The 20121-nt window shown below is 64.0% G+C and carries 17 protein-coding genes; 4 read left to right on the top strand and 13 right to left on the bottom strand.

Annotated elements, in window-relative coordinates; genetic code table 11:
* The 8 genes from VFW93_RS12750 to VFW93_RS12715 form a co-directional block, all read right to left on the bottom strand.
* On the bottom strand, positions 1 to 466 hold a 466-nt coding region (locus tag VFW93_RS12750), incomplete at its 3' end, for a hypothetical protein (RefSeq protein ID WP_329694368.1).
* Positions 463 to 1737: a hypothetical protein gene (locus VFW93_RS12745; RefSeq protein WP_329694367.1), complete on the bottom strand. Its 1275-nt coding sequence runs from the start codon at positions 1735 to 1737 to the stop codon at positions 463 to 465. The genes VFW93_RS12745 and VFW93_RS12750, both read right to left, overlap by 4 nt.
* A gap of 14 nt (positions 1738 to 1751) precedes the next feature.
* Positions 1752 to 2492 carry an exosortase C-terminal domain/associated protein EpsI gene (locus VFW93_RS12740; protein WP_329694366.1) on the bottom strand — a complete coding sequence of 247 codons (741 nt, stop codon included), beginning with the start codon at positions 2490 to 2492 and terminating at the stop codon, positions 1752 to 1754.
* Positions 2489 to 3403, bottom strand: coding sequence for an exosortase B (xrtB, locus tag VFW93_RS12735; RefSeq protein ID WP_329694365.1), 915 nt, complete (start codon positions 3401 to 3403; stop codon positions 2489 to 2491). The genes VFW93_RS12740 and xrtB overlap by 4 nt, the downstream gene beginning before the upstream one ends.
* A gap of 18 nt (positions 3404 to 3421) precedes the next feature.
* Complete coding sequence (locus VFW93_RS12730) at positions 3422 to 4291, bottom strand: polysaccharide biosynthesis tyrosine autokinase (RefSeq protein WP_329694364.1); 870 nt, start codon at positions 4289 to 4291, stop codon at positions 3422 to 3424.
* 12 nt (positions 4292 to 4303) lie between these two features.
* The gene (epsF, locus tag VFW93_RS12725) at positions 4304 to 5731 is read right to left on the bottom strand and encodes a chain length determinant protein EpsF (RefSeq protein WP_329694363.1); all 1428 of its coding nucleotides are present in this window, start codon (positions 5729 to 5731) and stop codon (positions 4304 to 4306) included.
* A 253-nt stretch (positions 5732 to 5984) separates the two neighbouring features.
* Positions 5985 to 7196: a glycosyltransferase gene (locus VFW93_RS12720; protein ID WP_329694362.1), complete on the bottom strand. Its 1212-nt coding sequence runs from the start codon at positions 7194 to 7196 to the stop codon at positions 5985 to 5987.
* A gap of 10 nt (positions 7197 to 7206) precedes the next feature.
* Positions 7207 to 7779, bottom strand: coding sequence for a hypothetical protein (locus VFW93_RS12715; protein WP_329694361.1), 573 nt, complete (start codon positions 7777 to 7779; stop codon positions 7207 to 7209).
* Positions 7780 to 7981: 202 nt separating this feature from the next.
* On the opposite strand from VFW93_RS12715, the gene VFW93_RS12710 reads away from it, so the two are divergent.
* Positions 7982 to 9316: an EAL and HDOD domain-containing protein gene (locus VFW93_RS12710; protein ID WP_329694360.1), complete on the top strand. Its 1335-nt coding sequence runs from the start codon at positions 7982 to 7984 to the stop codon at positions 9314 to 9316.
* A 6-nt stretch (positions 9317 to 9322) separates the two neighbouring features.
* Here VFW93_RS12710 and VFW93_RS12705 read toward each other — a convergent pair whose 3' ends face one another.
* Genes VFW93_RS12705 through VFW93_RS12695 form a run of 3 tightly spaced genes read right to left on the bottom strand, consistent with a single transcriptional unit; the run spans position 9323 to position 12758 of the window.
* Positions 9323 to 10213, bottom strand: a complete 891-nt coding sequence (locus tag VFW93_RS12705) for a LysR substrate-binding domain-containing protein (protein ID WP_329694359.1) — start codon at positions 10211 to 10213, stop codon at positions 9323 to 9325.
* A gap of 50 nt (positions 10214 to 10263) precedes the next feature.
* The gene (locus tag VFW93_RS12700) at positions 10264 to 11184 is read right to left on the bottom strand and encodes an alpha/beta fold hydrolase (RefSeq protein WP_329694358.1); all 921 of its coding nucleotides are present in this window, start codon (positions 11182 to 11184) and stop codon (positions 10264 to 10266) included.
* A gap of 5 nt (positions 11185 to 11189) precedes the next feature.
* Positions 11190 to 12758: a DUF2306 domain-containing protein gene (locus VFW93_RS12695; protein ID WP_329694357.1), complete on the bottom strand. Its 1569-nt coding sequence runs from the start codon at positions 12756 to 12758 to the stop codon at positions 11190 to 11192.
* A gap of 219 nt (positions 12759 to 12977) precedes the next feature.
* On the opposite strand from VFW93_RS12695, the gene VFW93_RS12690 reads away from it, so the two are divergent.
* The gene (locus VFW93_RS12690; RefSeq protein WP_329694356.1) at positions 12978 to 14195 is read left to right on the top strand and encodes a GGDEF domain-containing protein; all 1218 of its coding nucleotides are present in this window, start codon (positions 12978 to 12980) and stop codon (positions 14193 to 14195) included.
* Here VFW93_RS12690 and fdhD read toward each other — a convergent pair.
* Both fdhD and VFW93_RS12680 read right to left on the bottom strand, forming a co-directional pair.
* The gene (fdhD, locus tag VFW93_RS12685) at positions 14179 to 14991 is read right to left on the bottom strand and encodes a formate dehydrogenase accessory sulfurtransferase FdhD (protein WP_329694355.1); all 813 of its coding nucleotides are present in this window, start codon (positions 14989 to 14991) and stop codon (positions 14179 to 14181) included. The two genes, VFW93_RS12690 and fdhD, sit on opposite strands and share 17 nt — an antisense overlap.
* Positions 14988 to 17303 (bottom strand): FdhF/YdeP family oxidoreductase, encoded by a 2316-nt coding sequence (locus VFW93_RS12680; RefSeq protein ID WP_329694354.1) that lies wholly within the window; start codon positions 17301 to 17303, stop codon positions 14988 to 14990. The genes fdhD and VFW93_RS12680 overlap by 4 nt, the downstream gene beginning before the upstream one ends.
* A gap of 162 nt (positions 17304 to 17465) precedes the next feature.
* Here VFW93_RS12680 and VFW93_RS12675 point away from each other — a divergent pair, with 162 nt between their 5' ends.
* Together VFW93_RS12675 and VFW93_RS12670 are read left to right on the top strand one after the other, a co-directional pair.
* The gene (locus VFW93_RS12675) at positions 17466 to 18869 is read left to right on the top strand and encodes a bifunctional enoyl-CoA hydratase/phosphate acetyltransferase (protein WP_329694353.1); all 1404 of its coding nucleotides are present in this window, start codon (positions 17466 to 17468) and stop codon (positions 18867 to 18869) included.
* A 12-nt stretch (positions 18870 to 18881) separates the two neighbouring features.
* Positions 18882 to 20087 carry an acetate/propionate family kinase gene (locus tag VFW93_RS12670; protein ID WP_329694352.1) on the top strand — a complete coding sequence of 402 codons (1206 nt, stop codon included), beginning with the start codon at positions 18882 to 18884 and terminating at the stop codon, positions 20085 to 20087.
* The last annotated feature ends 34 nt before the right edge of the window (positions 20088 to 20121 follow it).

The raw sequence follows: 20121 nt of genomic DNA, 5'->3' as shown, positions 1-20121 counted from the left end.
GCTCCTCCTGATCCATCACGCGAGGGTCGATGCCATCGAAGGGCAGGCCCCAGCGCTCGGCCTCTGATCGCATGAGCTGATCCTGTGTGCGGATGTGCGCGGAGCCGCGGTCGCACACGTAGATGGCGCCGCGGGCTTGTGCCTGCATGCCTGACTTCAAGCCCCCACCCGACAGGGCCACGAGCACATCACACGGCGGCAGTTTGCGCGCCACATGGGCATCCATGGCCCTTTGCCCCAGCCACTCCCATTCGCGCCTGATGGCGGGCGACATGCGCCATGCGACGACCATATAGGGCGTTTGCAACCAGGGCCAGGTCCGGATCTTGTCGGCGGGCAGGCGCTCCTGCTTCAGTTTGAAGCGAGGGTAGCCGCTGAACACGGTGCCCAAGGCGCCGCGTTGATGCAGCTGTCGGGCCAGGTCGAAGGTGTGGAAGCGCCCTGGCGTGCTCAAGACCACTTTCATGCCCAGGCCTCCCGCGGGGCCATGACCTTCTGCAAAGCCCGTACGCACCACAGGGCGCAGGCGATTTCGGCCAGGGCCATGCCTGCCGCGATGCCTTCCACTTGCCAATAGCGCGCCAGGCACCATGACAGCACGAAGCCACCTGCGCTGATCAACACGACGCCCTGTGCCAGACCATCGTGCTGGTTGGTGGCCATGAGGGCCACGCGAGGAATGTGCCAGGCGCCGCATACGGCGGCGTAGAGCAGCAGCCAGGCCAGCAGGGCGTCATTCCCTGGGACGGCGCCATGCGTCCACCAGTGCAGCAGATGCGGCCCCGCCAGATAAAGCGTGCCGCTCAAGGTCACCGAGCCCATCAATCCGATGCGTGCCGCACGGGTATAGAGGCCCAGCATGGCCGGTGCACCACCTTGACCAAACAAGCGAGAGAACTCCGACCACAAGGCGTGGCTGAGTGTGGCCGTGACCTGCACGGCGACGCGGGCGAGGGTGCGATAGGTGTTGAACACGGCGACCATCGCGGGGCCGAGCAGGTGCCCCGTCAAGAGCGTCAGGCCTTGAAAGGTGATGGCATTGGAGACCGGGAAGAGCATGAAGGACAAGGCCGGCCTGGCCATGCTGCGGACTTCCTGGACGTGGGCGTCGTGCACCCCCCAGGTCAGGCCCATGGCCTGGCTGCGACTCCACGCGGCCATCATCACCGTACCGGCGATGCGCCACAGCAAGCCCCCTAAGGCCACCGCGAACAGATCCTGGCTCAGCCACAGGCCGATGATGGAACCGATCCACTCGCCCAGGCGAACGAGGGTGCCCAGGGCGTTGCCCAAGGCATAGCGGTGACTGGCTCGAAACACGGCATCAGCCAGGCCGCCCGCGAAGCTCACCAGGACGCCCAGACACAGGCAGAGCAAGGCGCCGCGTTCGGCCAGCGTATCCACGCCCGGTATGCCCACCACGAGCACAGCCAACACCGACAGGCCCCCCAGCGCACCGCAGGTCAGCATCATGAACACGGTGGCGCTGTGGAAGACCCGGTTGGCCTGTTTGACGTCGCCCCGTCCCATGGCCATGGTCATCCGATTGCCGGCCGTGCTCACCATGCCTGCATCGGCCATGGACAGGTAGGCGGGCATGGCCGACAGCATCAGCCATTGGCCGTACTGGCTCAGATCCCACCAGTGCAGGAACACTGGCAAGGACAGCAACTGGATGGCGATGTTCACGCCTTGCCCCAGCGTGCCAGCCCCCATGGCTGCAATGATGCGGGACATCAGCGGGCTCATGCTCATGGGCGAGTCTGTGCGGGCGGCAGGCTGGCGCCGATATAGAGCTCACGCTGAGCAGGTGTCAGTGCGGCCAGGAACTCGCCAAGAAAGCCGGACTGCAAGGCAAAGGCGTCGTCGCGCGCGGTGATCTCTGACACGCGCACCAGCAGGCCGTCTCCGATGTAGCCACGCAAGGCCACCTCCATGCGAGCCAGGTTACGCGACAGGGAGCTGTCCGTGGTCACGCGACGTGAGTTGCGCACGAAGTAAGTGAGCGGCTCGGATCGGCTGCCCAGGGTGGTGGGTACCTGGCGAACCGGCAGGGATCCCCAGGGCGTGCTCAGATGGGCCACCCGGCTTTCTCCCACTTTGAAGCCTTGCGAGCCGTAGCACATCTCGGGTGTGTGCAGCTGCGTATCGGACGACTGGTTGCGGCCGTACGCGATGGACAGGATCAGCACGCGCCCTGTGGACTTCTGGACATAGCTGGCGGCAACGGTTTCGCTGTAGATGCGCTCCAGCATTTCGGATTGAACCGGGTTGACCACCGCATGCACGCCGAGGTCCGATCGTTGCCAGTCTCCGAAGTGATCGGGCAGCATGCTGGCGTAAACGGGGCTGCCGATGGCCTCGGTCCACAGACGGTTGGGCTGCGCCAGCTTGCCGGCCAGCAAGGCCAGCAGCATGAGGCCCACGACCAACATGAAGCGCCGACGCGGCAAGACGGGTGAGGCCACCCAGGCGTTCAAGACCTGGCTCATGCGCGGGCTCCCGTTTCGGCTGGTGCCTTTGAAATAGACCGCAGGAAGGTGTCCACGCCCATCATCAGCAACATGGCCGTGGCGAACAGCACGATGCCGGCAAAGCCGTGCATGAAGCCCTGGCCGGCTTCATCGCCGAAGTAGAAGGTGATCAGCGTGAGCGCGATCACGCGCAGCGAATTGGCTGTGAAGCTGATGGGCACGATCAACATGGCCAGACCCACGTTGCGCAACATGGAGCTGTGACGGATCACGTTGAGGTAGAAGATGCCCATGGCTTCGAGCATGAACAGGGTGCGCATGCCGGCGCAGGCGTCGGCCACCAGTAGTTGATAGGGGCCGATGGAGAGCACCACGCCCGATCTGGAGATGGGGTAGCCCAGGTTCCACAGCAAGTCGGCGACGACAATGGACACCTGGGTCTTGAACCAGTGGCTGATGCCGTCAATCATGAACGCGGGCAAGGGCACCATGAAGATGCAGAAGAACACGGGGAACTTCAAGGCTGACAACAAGGGCCAGCCGCCACGCAGGACGATGATCCCCATCAGCATGGGGATGAATGAAGCCACCTCGAGATAGATGATGCCCAGCGCGCGCGACAAGGTGTAGATCAAGGCCCCGAGCATCAAGAAGCCCCACGCCGCCCTGAGTTCCGACGACCGCGCGTGCAAGGTGCCATGCATGGCCGCGTATTCCTGCCATCTCGTGTGCGTGAGCCACAGTGCCAGTGCCAGCATGATGGGGCCGTGGCTGTGTTCGCCTTCTCGCCAGAGTGCCCCCGAGCCATCCTGAAACAGCGTCATCAAGGTGGGCACATACATGGCCATCATGGCCAGCGCGATGCCGATCAGGTCGATCGGAAAGGACGCGCTGAGCGGCGGATGGGCAGTGCCAGGTGCGGTGGACATGATCTGCGGCATGAGGGATCAGAACTCGTTGACCAGAATGCCGGCCAGTTTGACCTTGCTCTTGTTCAACATCGTGACAAGCGTCTGCATGCGTGGTACCCGGCTGGCATGCTTGCGCCCGACGATGAGGGCCGCGCCGCAGTGCACGCCAATCACGCGGGCATCGGAGCCCACGGCATAAGAGGGTGTGTCGACCAGCACGTGGTCGAACTTGTCGAGCAGTTCGCGCAAGAGGAAACCGAAGGTGGCCTGTTGCAGCAGTTCAGCGGGGTTGGGGGCGATGGCGCCTGCCGCCATCAGGTACAGATTGGGCATCTGCTTGATGGGGGAGATCGCCTGTTGTTCGTGGTGACCGGCCAGCACGCCACTGAGGCCCGGCGTGGACTTCACACCGAAGATCTGGTGGAGTCGTGGCGAGCGCAGGTTCGCGTCGATCAGCAAGGTGCGTCCCGGCAACTGCGCGAAGGCGATCGCCAGATTGGCTGCGGCAAAGGTTTTGCCGTCGCCCTGATCCGAGCTGGTGATGGCCAGTGCGCATCGGTGTTCCGGGTCACCCATCACGCCCATGACCAGCTGGGAGCGAAGATCGCGAAAGGCCTCGACCTCTTCCACAAAGGGCTGGTTGGCGAGCACCAGATCGGGGTGGAGCTTGCGTTCCGACTCGGGGAGGTAGGGATAGTGAAATTGTTGAGACAGCGCCCACACGACTTCTTCGCGGCGGGCCAGGCCCATGGCCACGACCGCTTCGCCAAAGCGCACGCCGTGTTCGCGCTGGTACTGGAGAGCGAGATTGACCTGCTCGGCGCTCAGGCCCTTGGACTTTTGCAGGATGTCGCCGATGGTCGAGATGCCTGCGGTGTCCACGCGGTCTTGTGCAAATGCGTTCATGTGTTGCTCGGCTCAGGTCTTGGATGTCAACGCCAGCAGGGCGGGGGAGGGGCGAGCGTTCGTCTGGCCGGGCTTGGCGCTGTCCTTGATCAGCTTGCTGAAGCTGGGCAGGCGCCCCAGAACGGGTTGTTGCAGCAGCCACTCGGCTTCTTCCGGAATCCGGAAGCGCCGGTCCCAGGTCTCCAACAGCAAGGTCACCGCGGTGGCCAGCAAGACAGCCAGCAAGGCACCCAGGGCCATGTTGGTGCCCACGCGAGGCAGGTCGGGCAATGCTGGTGCCACAGCGGTTTCCAGCGAGGTCACGTTGGCCTGGTTGGCCTGGCTCTCCAGATTGGTGTTGCTCATGCGGGCCTGCACGCCGTCATAGGTGCGCTGTGCGCTGTCCACGTCACGCTGGAGGATGGCCGCCTCGTCGCGAATCGCCTTCAACTTCATCACTTTGAGGCGCTGGGCCTCCAGGCTGGCCTTGACCTGGGCGACGCGCGAGATGTTCACACTGTTGCCAACCCCGACGCTGCCCGTGACGCGGCGGACCTCCGCTTCCAGCTTGCGAGAGGTGTCCTCGATGCCCGTGCGCAGCTCCTGCACGGCAGGATGGGATTCACCCAGTCGCGTGGACAGCTGTTCCAGCGAGGTCTGCTGGCGCAGCAGGTCGGCCTTGAGCGAGGCCACGAGCGGATTGGCCATCACATCGGGTGAGCGGTCGCCTTGCGCATTGGCGGCGGCTTGCCTGCTGCTGGAGTCAGCCACGGCGGACTGCATCAGCACCAGCTGGTTGGACAGCTCGTTGAGGCGAGACGTCTCCACATCCAGTCGTTCATCGGTGACCAGCAGGTCCTGGCTCTTCTGATAGTCGGACAGGCGCGCCTGCGCGCTTTCCAGCGCCATGCGTGCCGATCGGGCGTTCGCGTCGAAGAAGTCCTTGGAAGCCTTGGCAGGATTGGTGCGCAACTCCAGCACGGTCTCCAGGTAAGCCTGAACGAAGCCATTGGCTGCGGCTGCCGCAAACTCGGGTGACGCGGCCTTGTAGGTCACGAAGATGACGTTGGAGCCACGCGAGGGGCGTGCGTCCATGCTGTTTTGAAGCAGCGTCGCCAGCCAGCCTTGAAAATCGCCCGTGCCTTTGGTCTCCGCTTTCCAGCGGCGGCGCATCTCGTCGGATTCCTGCAGGCGCATGTTGCGGATGACCTTCATGCCGACGCGCTTGCTTTTGAGGATGTCGACCTGTGTCACCAGGAAAGCTGGCGTGGCCATCGATGGCGAGACCATGCCCACGATGGGGTCTGCGTTCTTGACGTCCAGCAAGACCGAGGCGGTGGCCACATAGGTCTTGGGTGTGGTCCAGGTGATCAGCGCAGCGACCGTCATGGTGAATGCAGCCACGCTCAGGGCCACCCACCAGCGCGCGCGCAGCACGGCCATGATCTGCTTGAAAGTCATGCGACGCTCCCGATCCAGGTGGTGGTGGCAAGCGAGCGATCGGCGATGAGAGCAAGCAGACTGAACGGGGAAGAGGAGGGCATCCCGAGACTCCGGCAAGGGCCTAGTGACCCGATGCGAAGCAGTCTACGGATGGATTATTACAAGACGTAGTCAGAACCGAATGGATCATGCTTTGTGTCACCCCCGATTTGAAAGGGGATCGAACGGACTTTTGTCATGCGCTCGTCACAAGACATCAGGTGAGACGCCTTCAGTTGGTTGCCAACTGGTTGGATCGATCGTTGCGCCTCATGCCGAAGACTTCCATCGCGTCGATGAACGATTCGGCGGTGCGGTCGATGAGGAAGCGCTGCTTGAAGCAGTGTTCGGCATTGATGCGCATGCGGGCCCATGTCTCGGGTGGTGTCTCCAGCCATCGCGTGATCAGGCGCTCCGTGCCTTCCTGGGTATCCACGTCCACCAGACCACCTTCGGCCTGCTGGATCTCTCGCCAGATGTTGACCTGGTTGGAGATCAGCACGGGCAGGCCGCATGCCAGTGCTTCGGCCACGGCGATACCGAAGTTCTCCTGGTGAGACGGCAGGATGAAGGCGTCGGCGCAACGGAAGGCGCCCCACTTTTCGTGACCGCTCAACATGCCTGTCCAGGTCACGTGCTCCTGCAACCCCAGATCGCTGGCCAGAGTCTGCATCTGCTGGCCGTAATCGTGGTCGGCGGGGCCCGCCATGACCAGTTGGACATCGGACAGTTGCGCGGGATCCCGCTGGCGCAGGGCGGCGAAGGCCTTGAAGAGGATGTCCGTGCCCTTCTTCTCATGCACACGCCCCAGAAACAGCAACTGGCGCTTGCCGGTCAGGGCGGGGAAGCGCAGCTCGAAGGCTGCCTTTTGCAGCTCGACCTGATCGGGGGGCGCACTCGTGCCGTAGTTCACGACGTATTCATCGCACTTGTACAGCCAGAAGGACTGTCGCGCCAGGCGTCGCTCGTCTTCGCAGGTGAACATCACGGCGGTGGCATCGCGCAGCACGCGGTATTCAGCCCAGGGCCAGAACAACCACTTCTTGAGATGCTTGAGCGGATAGGTGCGTTTGAACCAGGGGTCCAGCATGCCGTGTGTGAACACGAAGTAGGGCGTCGCCGTGTTGCGCAAGGCTTGCCAGGTGCCGTAGGTGTGGTACTGCCAGATTCCGTTGACGATGACAGCGTCAAAGCGATGCGCATTGGCCTTGAGCCAGGGCACCCAGCGCGGGCTGTACTGATAGCTGCCGATGTAGGTCGGCCCCATGGCATGACAGGGCAGGGGGCAGTCGCGCACCCAAGGGTCATCGGGTTTGTCCAGGCACAGAACCTCGACCTGGTGGCCCTGTTGCTGGTTGATGGTCGACAGTTGCTTGAGACCCTCTATCGGGCCACCTTTTCTGGGGTCGACCGAAGAGATGCAGTGCAGGATGCGAAAAGACATGGGGAGGGGCTCAGCCAACTTGTTCGGATTGCGATCGGTAAGAGGCGCGCGCGTACTGGCGGCGTGCGCAGTCCGGGCAGACCTTGTGATGCACGTCGGCCTGGGCGACTTCGATCAGGTAGTTCTCGAAGGGGCGCCAGTAGCCATCCTGCGCGCCCACGCGCTGGCAGGTGTGGCAGACGGTCATGTCTCCTGTCAGTGCCCTGACTTGCTTGAGCAAGGCCTCTCGGCGTACCTTCAGGTAGCGGATGAGGGCCACCGTCAACATGAAACACACCCAGCGATTCACGGCGTTGACGTAGAGGAACCAGTCATGGCTGTAGCGGTGACCGCTTCCGGTGTCCGCCACGACCCACAGGGCGGTGGCCAGCGTGGCTGTGAGCACGCCAGCCCGCACCCCCAGCCAGCGCGTGGCCAGGGCTACTGGCAGCATGTAGAGCAGAAAGACCGAGACCTCGTAGCCTGTGGCGAGGTCGATGTAGGCGCTCAGCGACAGGGTGAGCAGCACCCCGGCCACGTGACGCCACCGGATCGGCTTGGGGCGAGCGGGGGCGGGGTTGGGCGGGCGGCTTGGCGCGGTCATGTTGGTTCGGATATGAGCAGGTCCTCATGCTCGGGCCTTGTTGTGGCATGGGCTTAAAGGTGTGTGATCCGTTCGGACTACGTTTACAAGGCGGCACAATTTGGCCGAATGCCCCGAAGATCTCATCGCGCTTCTTCATAAAGTGATTCGTGTGCCGACCTAAACAGGGATCGATTCCCGACAAGGCAGGGGCGACTTGCTCATGGGCTTGCTTCACTTCTTTCAGAAGCTGTTTCGTTGCACAGGCAGCCAGGTGGCGCTCGTGCAGCCATCCGTGCGCGTCGAGCCCCAGCAGTTGGCCGTTCCGGTTGTGCACAAGCCTCCCGGCTTGATGCTGTTGCGTGAAGAAATGCTCGACAGCACGGGGCGTCTGGCTGGGTATCGTTTCAGTTGCGGGGTGCCCGAGGACGGTGCCGAGGTCTCGATGGGCCGTTACCTGGCAGCGTTGCACGAGGCACATGTGAAAGCCCTGGCCGAACGCAGAACAGCCGTCATCTCTCTCAGGCTGGAAGATGGCCTGGGTGTGGATTTCACGGAACTGGTGGCGCAGGGAACTGTTTTTCACGTGCTGGCAAGGACGGCGCAATTGGTTGCGCCATCCAGCCTTCCCTCGCTCAAGGCGCTGCGCGACAAGGGCGCCGGCCTGGCCTTGTCGGTCGAGGACATATCGAACCTGCCTGCGCTTGCGCCAGCCTTGGCGTTGGCCACGCATGCCATCGTCGACATCAGCGCGCAGCCCGTCGAATCATTCGAACAACTGGTGATCGCGCTGCAGGAAGCCTGCCCTCATGTGGTCATCGTCGTCGACAACGTGGCAACCTGGCCTGTGCGCCACATGTGTGTGGCCATGGGCATCGAGTTCGCCATGGGCTACTTTCTATCCACCATCGACGAGCGAGAGTACGGCGAGAAGATGTCGGACAGCCGTATGGTGCTGATGGACATGCTCAATCTGGTGCGCAACGACGGGGATGCAGAGGCGCTGGCTGCCGTGGCCAAGCGCGATCCAGGAGTGGCGGTTCACCTGCTGTCGATGGCCAACTCGCCCGCTTACGGCCTTAAGGCGCCCTTGACAGGGATCGATCAGGCCATCGTGGTGCTGGGGCGTGAGACTTTGTACCGCTGGCTGGCGGTGTCCTTGTTCCGCGTCGGCACGGACCAGGCCCGGGATGAGGCCTTGCTGGAAGTGGCGCTGGCCCGAGCCAGCTTCCTGGAAAAGGCGGGCCTGGCGGTGGGTTCTCGTCAGCATGCCGATGAGCTGTTCCTGGTCGGCTTGCTGTCCTTCATCGACACCTTGCTGGGCCTGCCCATGGCCACCGTGCTCAAGGACCTGACCCTGCCGGCGGTGGTGAAGGATGTGTTGCTCAGCAGCGAGGGGCCCTATGGCCGATTCCTCTTGCTGGCACTGGCGGTGGAGCGTTGTCAGGTTCAGCGGGCCATGCAGTTGGCAAGCTCGCTGGGCATCCAGCCAGATGCGCTCACCAGCTATCGCAACGAAGCCCGGCAGTGGGCCGAGCAGGCGGTTCAGGCCGCCTGACCTGCTTCAGACAGCCGAGAGTTCATCGACGGTTTGCTTGATCCATCGGTACAGCAGCATCAACAGGGCTTCCTTGCCATCGTTGGGCCGGAACACAAAGTAGAGCTGTATGGGCAGGTCCATCGGCGCCATGATCGTGTTCAATCGCCGCCCATGCAGTTGGGATGTGCCTTTGGGCATCACCGCCAGGGTGACCCCCAGCCCGGCCTCGGCGGCCTTGATGGCGGCCAGGTCCGAGTCCAGCACCAGGTCGCCTTGGCGTTCCACGCGGGGCAGGTTGGCGAAGCGCGCGACCATGTCCCAGTCGGTGTTGCTGGTGCGTGGATGAATCAGGGTGTGGCGCTTCAGATCGGCCAGTGACGCAACGGGCAGGCGCTTGAGCAGATCGGGCGAAGCTACCAGCGCAGCCTGGCAGGTGCACAGAGGCAGCGCTTCCAGGCCCGGCCAGTTGCCGCTGCCCAGTCTGATCGCCGCGTCAATCGGGTCATGCTCGAAGTCGACCAGCTCCATATTGGCTTCCAGCCGGATGTCGATGTGTGGGTGCACCTTTTGAAACGTGCCCAGACGAGGGATCAGTAGTTCGTGCGTCACGTACACGGAAGCGCTCATGCGCAACACCGGACGTGTGTGCCGATGTAGCAGGTCGGCATGCCCTGCTCGATAAGTATGGAGCGTCTGGCTCACGACCTCGGCGAAGGCCGTACCTGCTTCGGTCAGCTCGACACGTCGGGTCAGGCGCCGAAAAAGTGGCATGCCCAGATGCCCTTCCAGTTGCTTGATCTGCTGGCTGATGGCCGCCGTGGTCAGGTGCAGTTCGGCTGCGGCCTTGCTGAAACTCGAGAGCCGGGAGGCCGCTTCGAAAGCGGGCAGCAACTGAAGCGGCGGCGGTTTCTGCATGCGAAGTGGGCGAGGCGCCCCGTTGACCTGACTCCCTTGATTATGGCTGGTCATGCTGTCTGTGGCGTGCAGGCTGGATAAGCTCGGGCCATGTCGGCCAGGGTGTGGGCCAGGGCCACCGGTTGGCTCAGCGGTGCCCAGTGGGCCGCATCCACATGGCTTTCGCTGTATCGCGTGGCCCACTGCCGGCATCCCTCGAAAACGCGTGGGGGCAGAAAGGGGTCGCGGGTGGCGATCAGGGTATGAACAGGGATGGGCGTGGTCCGGACGGGCTGAGGACGCATCACTTGCTGCAGCAGGTTGGCTCGGTAGATCCCCAGGTAGCGTATGGCGTCGTCTGGCACGCCCTCAAGAGGTTCGTAAGGCAGGTGCTCGAAGCGCTTCATGAAGAAGTGGAACATCTTCATGGCCACACCGGATCGCCACATCAGCTCTGGCAGGATGGGCAGCGTGAAGAAGGTCATCAGACCATTGCTGATCATGGCCTGGTGCAGCAGTTGTCCCAGGTTGCCGGGGCTTGGGTGCAGCAGGCGCTTGCGCATCCAGTGGCCTACCTGATTGAGGCTGGGGGCCATGGTCACGAAGGAGGCAATGTGCCTGGCTGCACGGGGATCGAAGATGGCGTCCCATCCATACAGTGCACCCCAGTCGTGCCCCACCAGATGCACCTTGCGTGTGGGGCTCACCGCCTTGATCACGGCATACAGGTCATTGATCAGCGGGGTGTAGTGGTAGTGGCGGCGGCCCGTGATGGGGGTGGAGTCACCACAGCCGCGCATGTCGTAGGCCACAACGTAGAAGGACGCGGACAGCTGCGCCGCTACCTTTTCCCAGAACACGGCGCGGTCGGGGAAGCCGTGCAGCAAGAGCAGGGTCTCACGCGGTTGCGTGGCTGTGGGGGGCTGACCCCAGGTATGGACGGCCAGGCGGATGCCAGGCGCTGCATCGACAAACAGAGTTGGCTTTTTCATGGGCTTCAACCGTGTTCTCGGCTGGCCTGGCCCAGCACGGCATAAAACATGGCGGCAAACATCAGCGTGCCACATGAGCCAGCCGCCAGCACATAGCCTTGCCCTTGCTGGATGTAGTCCGCGGGGATGGGCAACCATTGCAGCACCCAGAGATTGATCAGCAGCAGCGGCGCGAAGGGCAGCAGGCAAAGCAGGAAGGCCAGGCTCTCCTTCAACATGGCCAGATGGCCCTTGACCAGGTTGCCCGTCAGTACCGCAGAGAACAGCAAGATCAACAGGCCGCTGGTGGTGTAGAGCGTGCCACCAGAGAGCCACTGCTGCGAGGGGGCCAGGCCGATGTGCCAACCCAGGTAGGTGGCGCTGGCCCCTGCCATCATCGACAGCATCAGCATCATGCGCGCCTGGGCCTTCAGGCTGCCCGCCAGCACGGTAGTTGGGGCCAGGTTCAACAATCGATTGAACAGATGCAGGCCAAGCAGCAAGGCCAGGCTGGATGACAGCGCGAAGACGATACGCACCCCGGTGTGTGCTTGCAGCACCAGGCCTTCGCGATCCAGCAGGGCGGCATTCACCAGCTTGCGTGCGCTCTCGGTGCCGGACATGCCCAGGCCAGCGGCAAAGTGCGTCAGGCTGATCACGAGCAGGCCCGCAGCCAGTGCATACCAGAGGGGCATGGCACGCTGGAAGCCTTGCAACAAGGCGCCGGGCAGTGCGGACACGGTACGGCGCGTCATGGCACGGTCGTATTGGCGGTTGGCCTGGATGAGGCCGTAACCAATGAGCAGGCACTCCGGCATCATGATGCCCATGGTCACCAGGCTCAGGGTTTCCTGATCGATGTGCGGGAACAGCCAGGCCAGCATCACCCAGTTCAGGCGCAGCATGGGCGCCACCAGCATGCAGGCGAAAGACAGGGCCATGTAGCCCATGTGCTCGTGGATGCGACGTTGTTTCAGCGCGTGCACGGCCGAGCCAACCGACCAGAGCGCCACCGTACCGAACAGCCACAGCGCTACCCAGGCGGTGAGCCGCGTGTACAGATTGTGGGGCGCCGTCACGGCCAGATAGGCAAAGGACAAGAGCACCGAGATTGGCACGGTCAGCACATAGATGCCGCCGATCAGGCGGTGCAGGCGCATGAAGCGCTGTCGTAAGGCGGGCCAGAACTGCCACCCTCCCAGCAGCATGCAGGCCACACCCGTGAAGATGTGGGCTGTCAGCAGGATCTGGTTGAGGCGGGGCATCCGGGCGAGGTAGACGCCATGCTCGATCAGCTTCGAGTCCACGAAGCGCCGGGCATCCGTCCCTTTGGTCAGCGTGGCCAGTTCGGGGCTGTACTTCTCAATGTTCTCCATCGTGGGGTGTTGCCTCAGCAGTTGTGCCTGCAGGCTGGCCTGTTCGGCCACATGGTCGGTCCTGAACGGCAGCAGGTAGCGTGTGCTGCCTTCGCGCAAGGCCAACCAGCCCGTGCCCGACATGATCAGGGCGATGAGCAGCACGTAAAGCGTGGGCAGCCAGTTGAACGAGGCAGAACGACCTGTTCGAAGTGTGGACGAGGGGGAGGAGAGAGACATCGTTGGTGCGCCTTGGGCAAGCCTCACGACCGAGCTGACCATGAGCGGGCTCGACTCTATGACCCGGCCAAGGGTGTGACAAACGATGATTCCTTGCCTGCGCTTAAGCAGCGCTAAACCATGGCCTGCGTGTTCCTGTTCACGCTTCGCCCTGGCTTGATCAAGCAGGCCTGTTTCTGCATCTCAAGGCCGGGTCTCGCGTGCCGACACCATCTTGTCATGCCTGAATCAGTCACCCATACACAGCCGGGGGATGCCGGTGCACCTCGTGCACGGCGGTTTGTCCTGTCCATGCTGCTGAACGCGGTATTGACCGACGATCCCAAGCAAAGGGTTCGGATTGGCCGCTCCTTGCTGGCCACCTTTGTGTATGCCGTCGGGTGGTTGCTTTGCGAGTTCGGCTTGCGCCGGTGGCAGCTTTCACATGCTGGCGTGCGCGTGTATGAAATCACGAGCTTGCTGATCGCGCTCAGCTACTACGGCGCGCTGCGCAGTGGTTGGAACCGCCGCTTTCAAGATCCGTCGCTGACGGGCTCCCAGATCGTGGCCGCACAGTTCTCGGGCGCGCTGTTCTACGCGGTGATGAGCCCGGTGCGGGGCGCGATGCTGTCCCTGCAGGTCATCATCCTGTTCTTCGCGATGTTCAAGCTCAAGTTGCGCGGACAGTTGTTCGTCAGCGTGAATGCCTTGCTGGTGATGGGTGTGACCACGACCATGCTGGGCATCCTCTGGCCGCAGACTTATGACCCGACGACCGAACTGGTTCACTTCATCGTGCTGTTGACGATTCTGCCGCCGGTGTCCTTGCTCGGGGCGCAGCTCACCAGCATGCGCGCCAAGCTGCACCAGCAAAAGGATGACCTGATCAAGGCGCTGGAGCACATCAAGACTCTGGCAGACCGGGATGAGCTGACAGGTTTGCTCAATCGCCGTTGCATGCGCGACATGATCATGCACCACGTCAAGCTGCAGTCCCGCAACGGCTCAGGGTGTTCGCTGGCCTTGATCGATCTGGATCACTTCAAACGCATCAACGACACCCATGGTCATGCCGTGGGTGATGACGTCCTGCGCCTGTTCTCCCAGGAGGTGCGCAAGGTGCTGCGCGAAACCGATCTGGTAGCCCGCTGGGGGGGCGAGGAGTTTCTGGTCCTGCTGACGGGCACCCAGGTCGATCAGGCCGTGACGGCCATGGAGCGGGTGCGTGACGGTCTGGCGAAAGCGGCAGGCCCGCAACAGGCGCCTGATCTGCGTGTGCAGTTTTCAGCCGGCGTGGCCGAGTTGATGCCGCTGGAGGCGATGGACAAAGCCATCGAGCGGGCGGACGAGGCGCTTTACCGGGCCAAGGCACTGGGGCGCAACCGTACCGAACTGGCGTTGGAGCCAGCGCTCACCGGTGGCGCGATGGGCGCCTTCAATGTCAACAGTCCGTCTTGAGGCGGGCGGTGTAGTGCACGGCCTGGTCGCCGCGGCAAAAACCGTATAGCGCCAGGCCTGTGCTGAAGGCCAGATCAATGGCCATGGACGTGGGCGCGGAGATGGCCGCCAGGGTGCCAATGCCGATGCGCGCGCATTTGCTGACCAGCTCGTGGCTGGCCCGACTGGTGATCACCACAAACCCCTGATCAGGGGCCCAGGGCGAACGCGCCAGCTTGCCGATGAGCTTGTCCAGGGCGTTGTGGCGGCCGACGTCCTCGCACACCAGCTGGACCTCGCCTTTCAGGTCAGCCCAGGCCGCCGCGTGGCAGCCGCCCGTGTCGGTTTGCAACGCCTGCCTGGCTTGCAGGGCGCCCATGGCTTGAAGGATGAGGTCGGCAGATGGGTTAGCTGGCCTGCCCGATCTGGAAATGGGCTCAGGGAGCTGGCCCTGCAGTGTTTGCAGGCTGTCGAGGCCGCACAGGCCGCAGCCCGTTCGGCCGCTGAGCGTGCGCCGGTGTGCCTGCAGGGCCGCGAAGGCGCGCTGGCTGATCTGCATGCGCACTTCGGTGCCCATGTCGCTGTCATGCAGCTCGATGTCGTGGCAATCGGCGGGCGTGGCAATGAGGCCTTCCGACAAGGCAAAGCCCAGGCCGAAGTCTTCCAGCTCGGTGGGCGTGGCCATCATCACCGCGTGCGAGATGCCGTTGAAGACCATGGCCACGGGGCGTTCGCAGATGACCTCATCGGTAGCCCAGTCCGTCTGGTCGGCCCGGTGCCGCAGCACCTGGGCTGAGCGTGTGGCGTGGCCGTTCATGTGGCGCAGGCCTCTGCCGGCGCATCGCAAGGGTGCAGGCGCACAGGTATCGACTTGGACGTGGGTGTGCGTGCCCCGATGGCATGGCTCTCCAGTGGCACCAGCGCGTTGGTCTCGGGGTAATAGGCGGCCACACAGGCGCGCGGGATGTCATGGTCCACCAGCTTGAATTGCCGCGCCTGCCGCGCTTGCCCATCCTCCGCCCAGCTGCGGATGTCGACCCAGGCGCCAGCGGGCCATCCCCTGTCTGCGCGGTCGGCGGGGTTGATGAACAGCACCCGTCGCTGCCCGTACACGCCGCGATAGCGATCATCCAGGCCATACACGGTCGTGTTGTACTGGTCGTGGGCGCGGATGGTGGTCAGCGTGAACACGTCGGCGCCCAGTTCGGCGCGCGCCTTGTGCAAGGCGGTGTCCACAGGCACGGCATGGGGCATGAAGCGGGCCTTGCCCGTGCTGGTCATCCACACGCGTTCGCTGGCGGTGTTGCGCAGGCGAAAGCCGCCGGGCTTGTGCACACGCTCGTTGAAGTCCTTGAACTCGTCGAACACGTCGGCGATGCGATCACGGATGCGGTCGTAGTCTTGCACCAGCCATCGCCACGGTGTGCGGCTGTGGGGCAAGGTGAGCTCGGCCAGCCGGGCCACGATCATGGGTTCGGACAGCAGATGGGGCGATGCGGGTGCGTTGATGCCCGCAGACAGGTGCACCTTGCTCATCGAGTCTTCCACGCTGACGTGTTGCGGGCCGCCCGCCTGCACGTCGATCTCGGTGCGCCCCAGGCAGGGCAGGACCAGGGCTTCGCGCCCGTGCACCACGTGGCTGCGATTGAACTTGGTGGCCACGTGCACCGTCAGGGCACATCGCCTGAGGGCGGCGTGTGTGGCCTCGGTGTCGGGCGTGGCGGCGGCAAAGTTGCCACCCATGCCGAAGAACACGCTGGCGCGACCATCGCGCATGGCTTCGATGGCACCGATGGTGTCAAAACCCTCATGGCGCGGCGGCTCGAACGCGAAGACCTGCCCAAGCCGATCCAGAAAGGCCTCGGACGGCTTTTCGTAGATGCCCATGGTGCGGTCGCCTTGCACGTTGCTGTGGCCGCGTACGGGGCACAGGCCAGCGCCGGGCTGGCCGATGTGGCCACGCATCAGCAGCAGGTTGCTGATCATCTGAACGGCCGCCACACCATGGCGGTGCTGGGTAATGCCCATGCCCCAACACGCGATGACCTTGTCCGACGTGGCCATGACGGTGGCGGCCGCGCGCAACTGGGCTTCGCTCAGGCCAGATTCGGCTTCCAGCAAGGCCCACTGTTCGCTGCGCACATCGGCCTCGAAGGTGTCGAAGCCACTGGTGTGCGCGGCGATGAAATCGATGTCCAGCACCCGGGGCTGGCCTTCGGCCAGTGCGGCATCGTCCAGTTCGAACAGGGCCTTGCAGATGCCCTTGATGGCCGCGATGTCGCCGCCCACGCGCAGCTGGAAATAGTCCGACGTGATGGGCGTGCCGCTCAGTGTGGCCATCTCCAGCAGGTTCTGCGGATCCGCAAAGCGCTCCAGCCCGCGCTCGCGCAAAGGGTTGAAGCTCAGGATGCGGGCGCCTCGCCGGGCAGCGGCGTGCAGTTCGCCCAGCATGCGCGGGTGGTTGGTGCCGGGGTTCTGTCCGAAGATCAGGATGGCATCTGCCAGCTGGAAATCCTCCAGCGTGACGGTGCCTTTGCCCACACCCACGCTCTCCTTGAGGCCCATGCCGCTGGGCTCGTGGCACATATTCGAGCAGTCGGGGAAGTTGTTGGTGCCGTATTCGCGCACGAACAACTGGTACAGGAAAGCCGCCTCGTTGCTGGTGCGCCCGGAGGTGTAGAAGATGGCCTGATCTGGCGAGGGCAGGGCCTGCAAGTGTTGCGCGATCAGGGTGAAGGCCTCATCCCAGGTTGTGGCGCGGTAGCGGTCCGTGCTGGCGTCGTACAGCAGGGGCTCGGTCAGGCGGCCCATGTCTTCGAGCGCGTGGTCGGTCCAGGCCAGCATCTCCGTCACCGTGCGCTGGCCGATGCGTTCCGGGGTGGCTCGCTCTGCCGTGGCTTCGGCGGCCACCGCCTTGACGCCGTTTTCGCAGAACTCGAAAGTGGACGTGTGCTCACGGTCCGGCCAGGCGCAACCGGGGCAATCAAAGCCGTCAGGCTGGTTGGCAGACAGCAGGGTGCGGGCGCCTTTGGCGGCAATGCGGTGCTGCAGCAGCTGTTTCGCCACACTGCGCAAGGCCCCCCAGCCACCGGCGGGCGCCTTGTAGACCTCGATCTTGGATTCACTCACCTTGCATCCGCCTTGAAATGGACCGTCCAGCGCACTGTACGCAGGCGATCAGGTACTGGCAATATCTGGACCTGCATCAAGTGAGTGCATCTGGCCACAAGCAAGCAGGCCTTCCTGACCTATGCTTGTCATCATTGCCGCAGAACATGGGCGCAGCCAACCATGAACGATTTGACCGCCGTGACCTCCTTCAGCAACCAGACCTATGACCAGATTGACGTGGGGGCCAGCGTGTGCGTGGACTACAGCGTCACACGCGACGATGTGGAATTGCTGGCCCTGGTGTCGGGTGACGCCTCCTGGCTGGCGGCGGATGGTCAGCCTGCGGGCCTGAGGGACCCCGTCTGCGAGGGTGTGAGTGCGGAGGCGCTCATCCACGGCGTGATCAAGCGCCGCCTGCCTGGCCCCGGCACGAATATCGTGGGCCATCATCTGGAGTACGCAGGGCAGGTCAGCATGGGCGACCAGTTGCAGGCCAAGGTCACCGTGGTGAACAAGCTGCCCCCCGATCGCCTGCTGCTGGATTGTGTGGTGACCCGTGGTGAGACGGTGCTGCTCAACGGCCGGGTGACGGTGGTGGCGCCTACGCGCAACCAGACTGTGGACCAACGCGAGCAAGCTGCCGTGATCCTGCGGCGCAATGACGTGTTCGGCCGCCTGTTTGCTGCTTGTGAAAACCAGCCGCCCGTTCCTTGTGCGGTGGTGCACCCATGTGATGCCGATTCGCTGGCTGGTGCGCTGGAGGCTGCGAAGCACGGCCTGATCGCCCCCGTGCTGGTCGGCCCCCGCGCGAAGATCGAAGCCGTGGCCAAGGCGGGTGGTTGGGACATCTCGGCCTACCGCCTGGTGGATACCGAACACAGCCACGCTGCCGCGGAGCAGGCCGTGGCACTGGCCCGCAACGGCGAGGTCCAGGCCCTGATGAAGGGCAGTCTGCACACCGACGAGCTGATGGGCGCCGTGGTGCCCTCTGCCACAGGCTTGCGCACGGGGCGCCGCATCAGCCATGTCTTCGTGATGGACGTGCCCACCTACCCGCGCATGCTGCTGGTGACCGATGCCGCCGTGAACGTGGCGCCCACCATCGTCGACAAGGTCGACATCGTGCAGAACGCGATCGACCTGGCCCATGTGCTGGGAGTGCCCGAGCCGCGCGTGGCCATCCTGGCCGCCGTCGAGACGGTCAACCCCGAGATGCCAGCCACGATTGACGCGGCCATGTTGTGCAAGATGGCTGACCGTGGCCAGATCACCGGCGGTCTGGTGGACGGCCCCCTGGCTTTCGACAACGCCGTGAGCGTGGAAGCCGCGCGCACCAAACACATCAACTCGCCGGTGGCCGGCCTGGCCGACATCCTGGTGGTGCCCAATATCGAAGCGGGCAACATGGTGGCCAAGCAGCTGCAGTATCTGGCGGGGGCTGACAGCGCCGGCATCGTGCTCGGCACGCGCGTGCCCATCGTGCTGACCAGCCGCGCTGACTCCGTGCGCACCAGGCTGGCGTCCACCGCCGTGCTCAAGCTGCTGGCGCATTCGCGCGCCAAAGCCGCATCCGGCAAGTCTTGAGGGCGAGCAGAGATGACCGACGCCATTGCCGTCATCAACGCGGGCTCGTCGAGCCTGAAGTTCTCGGTGTTCACCTCCAAGGCATTCAAGCCGCTGCTGCATGGCCAGGTGGAGGGGCTGGGAGGCAGCACGTGCGGCGCCCATGCCATCGCCAAGGATGCCCGCAACCAGGTTTTGCTGGAACAGCGCTGGATGCCGAGCGAGCATCTCGGCCACGAGCAGGCGCTGGCCTATTTGCTGCACGCGCTGCCGCCCTTTCTGGATGGCCATCATCTGAAAGCCGTGGGGCACCGCGTGGTGCATGGTGGCGTGCATTTCCACGAGCCGGTGGTACTGGACGATGCCGTGATGGCGGAGCTGGCCGGCTTGATCCCGCTGGCACCGCTGCACCAGCCACACAACCTCTCGCCCGTGAAGGCCCTGCGCAAACTGGCGCCGCATCTGCCGCAAGTCGCCTGTTTTGACACAGCCTTCCACGCCGGCAACCCGGAGGTGGCCACGCGATTTGCGCTGCCCGCCGAACTTCACGATGCGGGCGTGCGCCGATATGGCTTCCACGGCCTGTCTTACGAATACATCGCCTCGCGCCTGCCGCATGTCGATGCCCATGCCGCCAAAGGCCGCACGGTCGTGATGCACCTGGGCAATGGGTCCAGCATGTGCGCCTTGCAAGGCGGGCACAGTGTGGCCAGCACGATGGGCTTCACGGCCCTGGATGGCCTGCCCATGGGCACCCGCTGCGGCAACATCGATGCGGGCGTGCTGATCTGGCTGATGGACCAACGCGGCTTGAATGCCCGGCAGATCGAGCATTTGCTCTACAGCGAGTCTGGTTTGCTGGGGGTGTCCGGCCTGTCTTCGGACATGCGCACCTTGCTGGACAGCGACAGCGCCCGGGCCCGGCAGGCGGTGGCGCTGTATGTGTACCGCATCGGGCGCGAACTGGGCTCGCTGGTGGCGGCGCTGGGCGGGCTGGATGCCATCGTGTTCACCGCGGGCATCGGCGAACACGCCACACCGATTCGCGAACAGGTTTGTCGTCAGGCTGCCTGGCTGGGTGTGGCACTGGACGAAACGGCCAATCTGCAAGCCGTGGCCGATGGCCATGCCTTGCGCATCAGCCAATCGGACAGCCGCGTGGCGGTCTGGGTCATCCCGACCAATGAAGAGCTGATGATTGCCCGCCACACGGCGCGCCTGGTGCTGGCTTCGACCTAGGGGGAGGCCGCCTGGGAGAGGTGGCCTGCAGCAG

This window comes from Aquabacterium sp. (assembly GCF_036279675.1).
Classification (GTDB): Bacteria; Pseudomonadota; Gammaproteobacteria; order Burkholderiales; family Burkholderiaceae_C; genus Aquabacterium.
The sequence above is the reverse complement of the archived record's forward strand: the minus strand, read 5'-3'. Positions and strand labels throughout refer to the sequence as shown.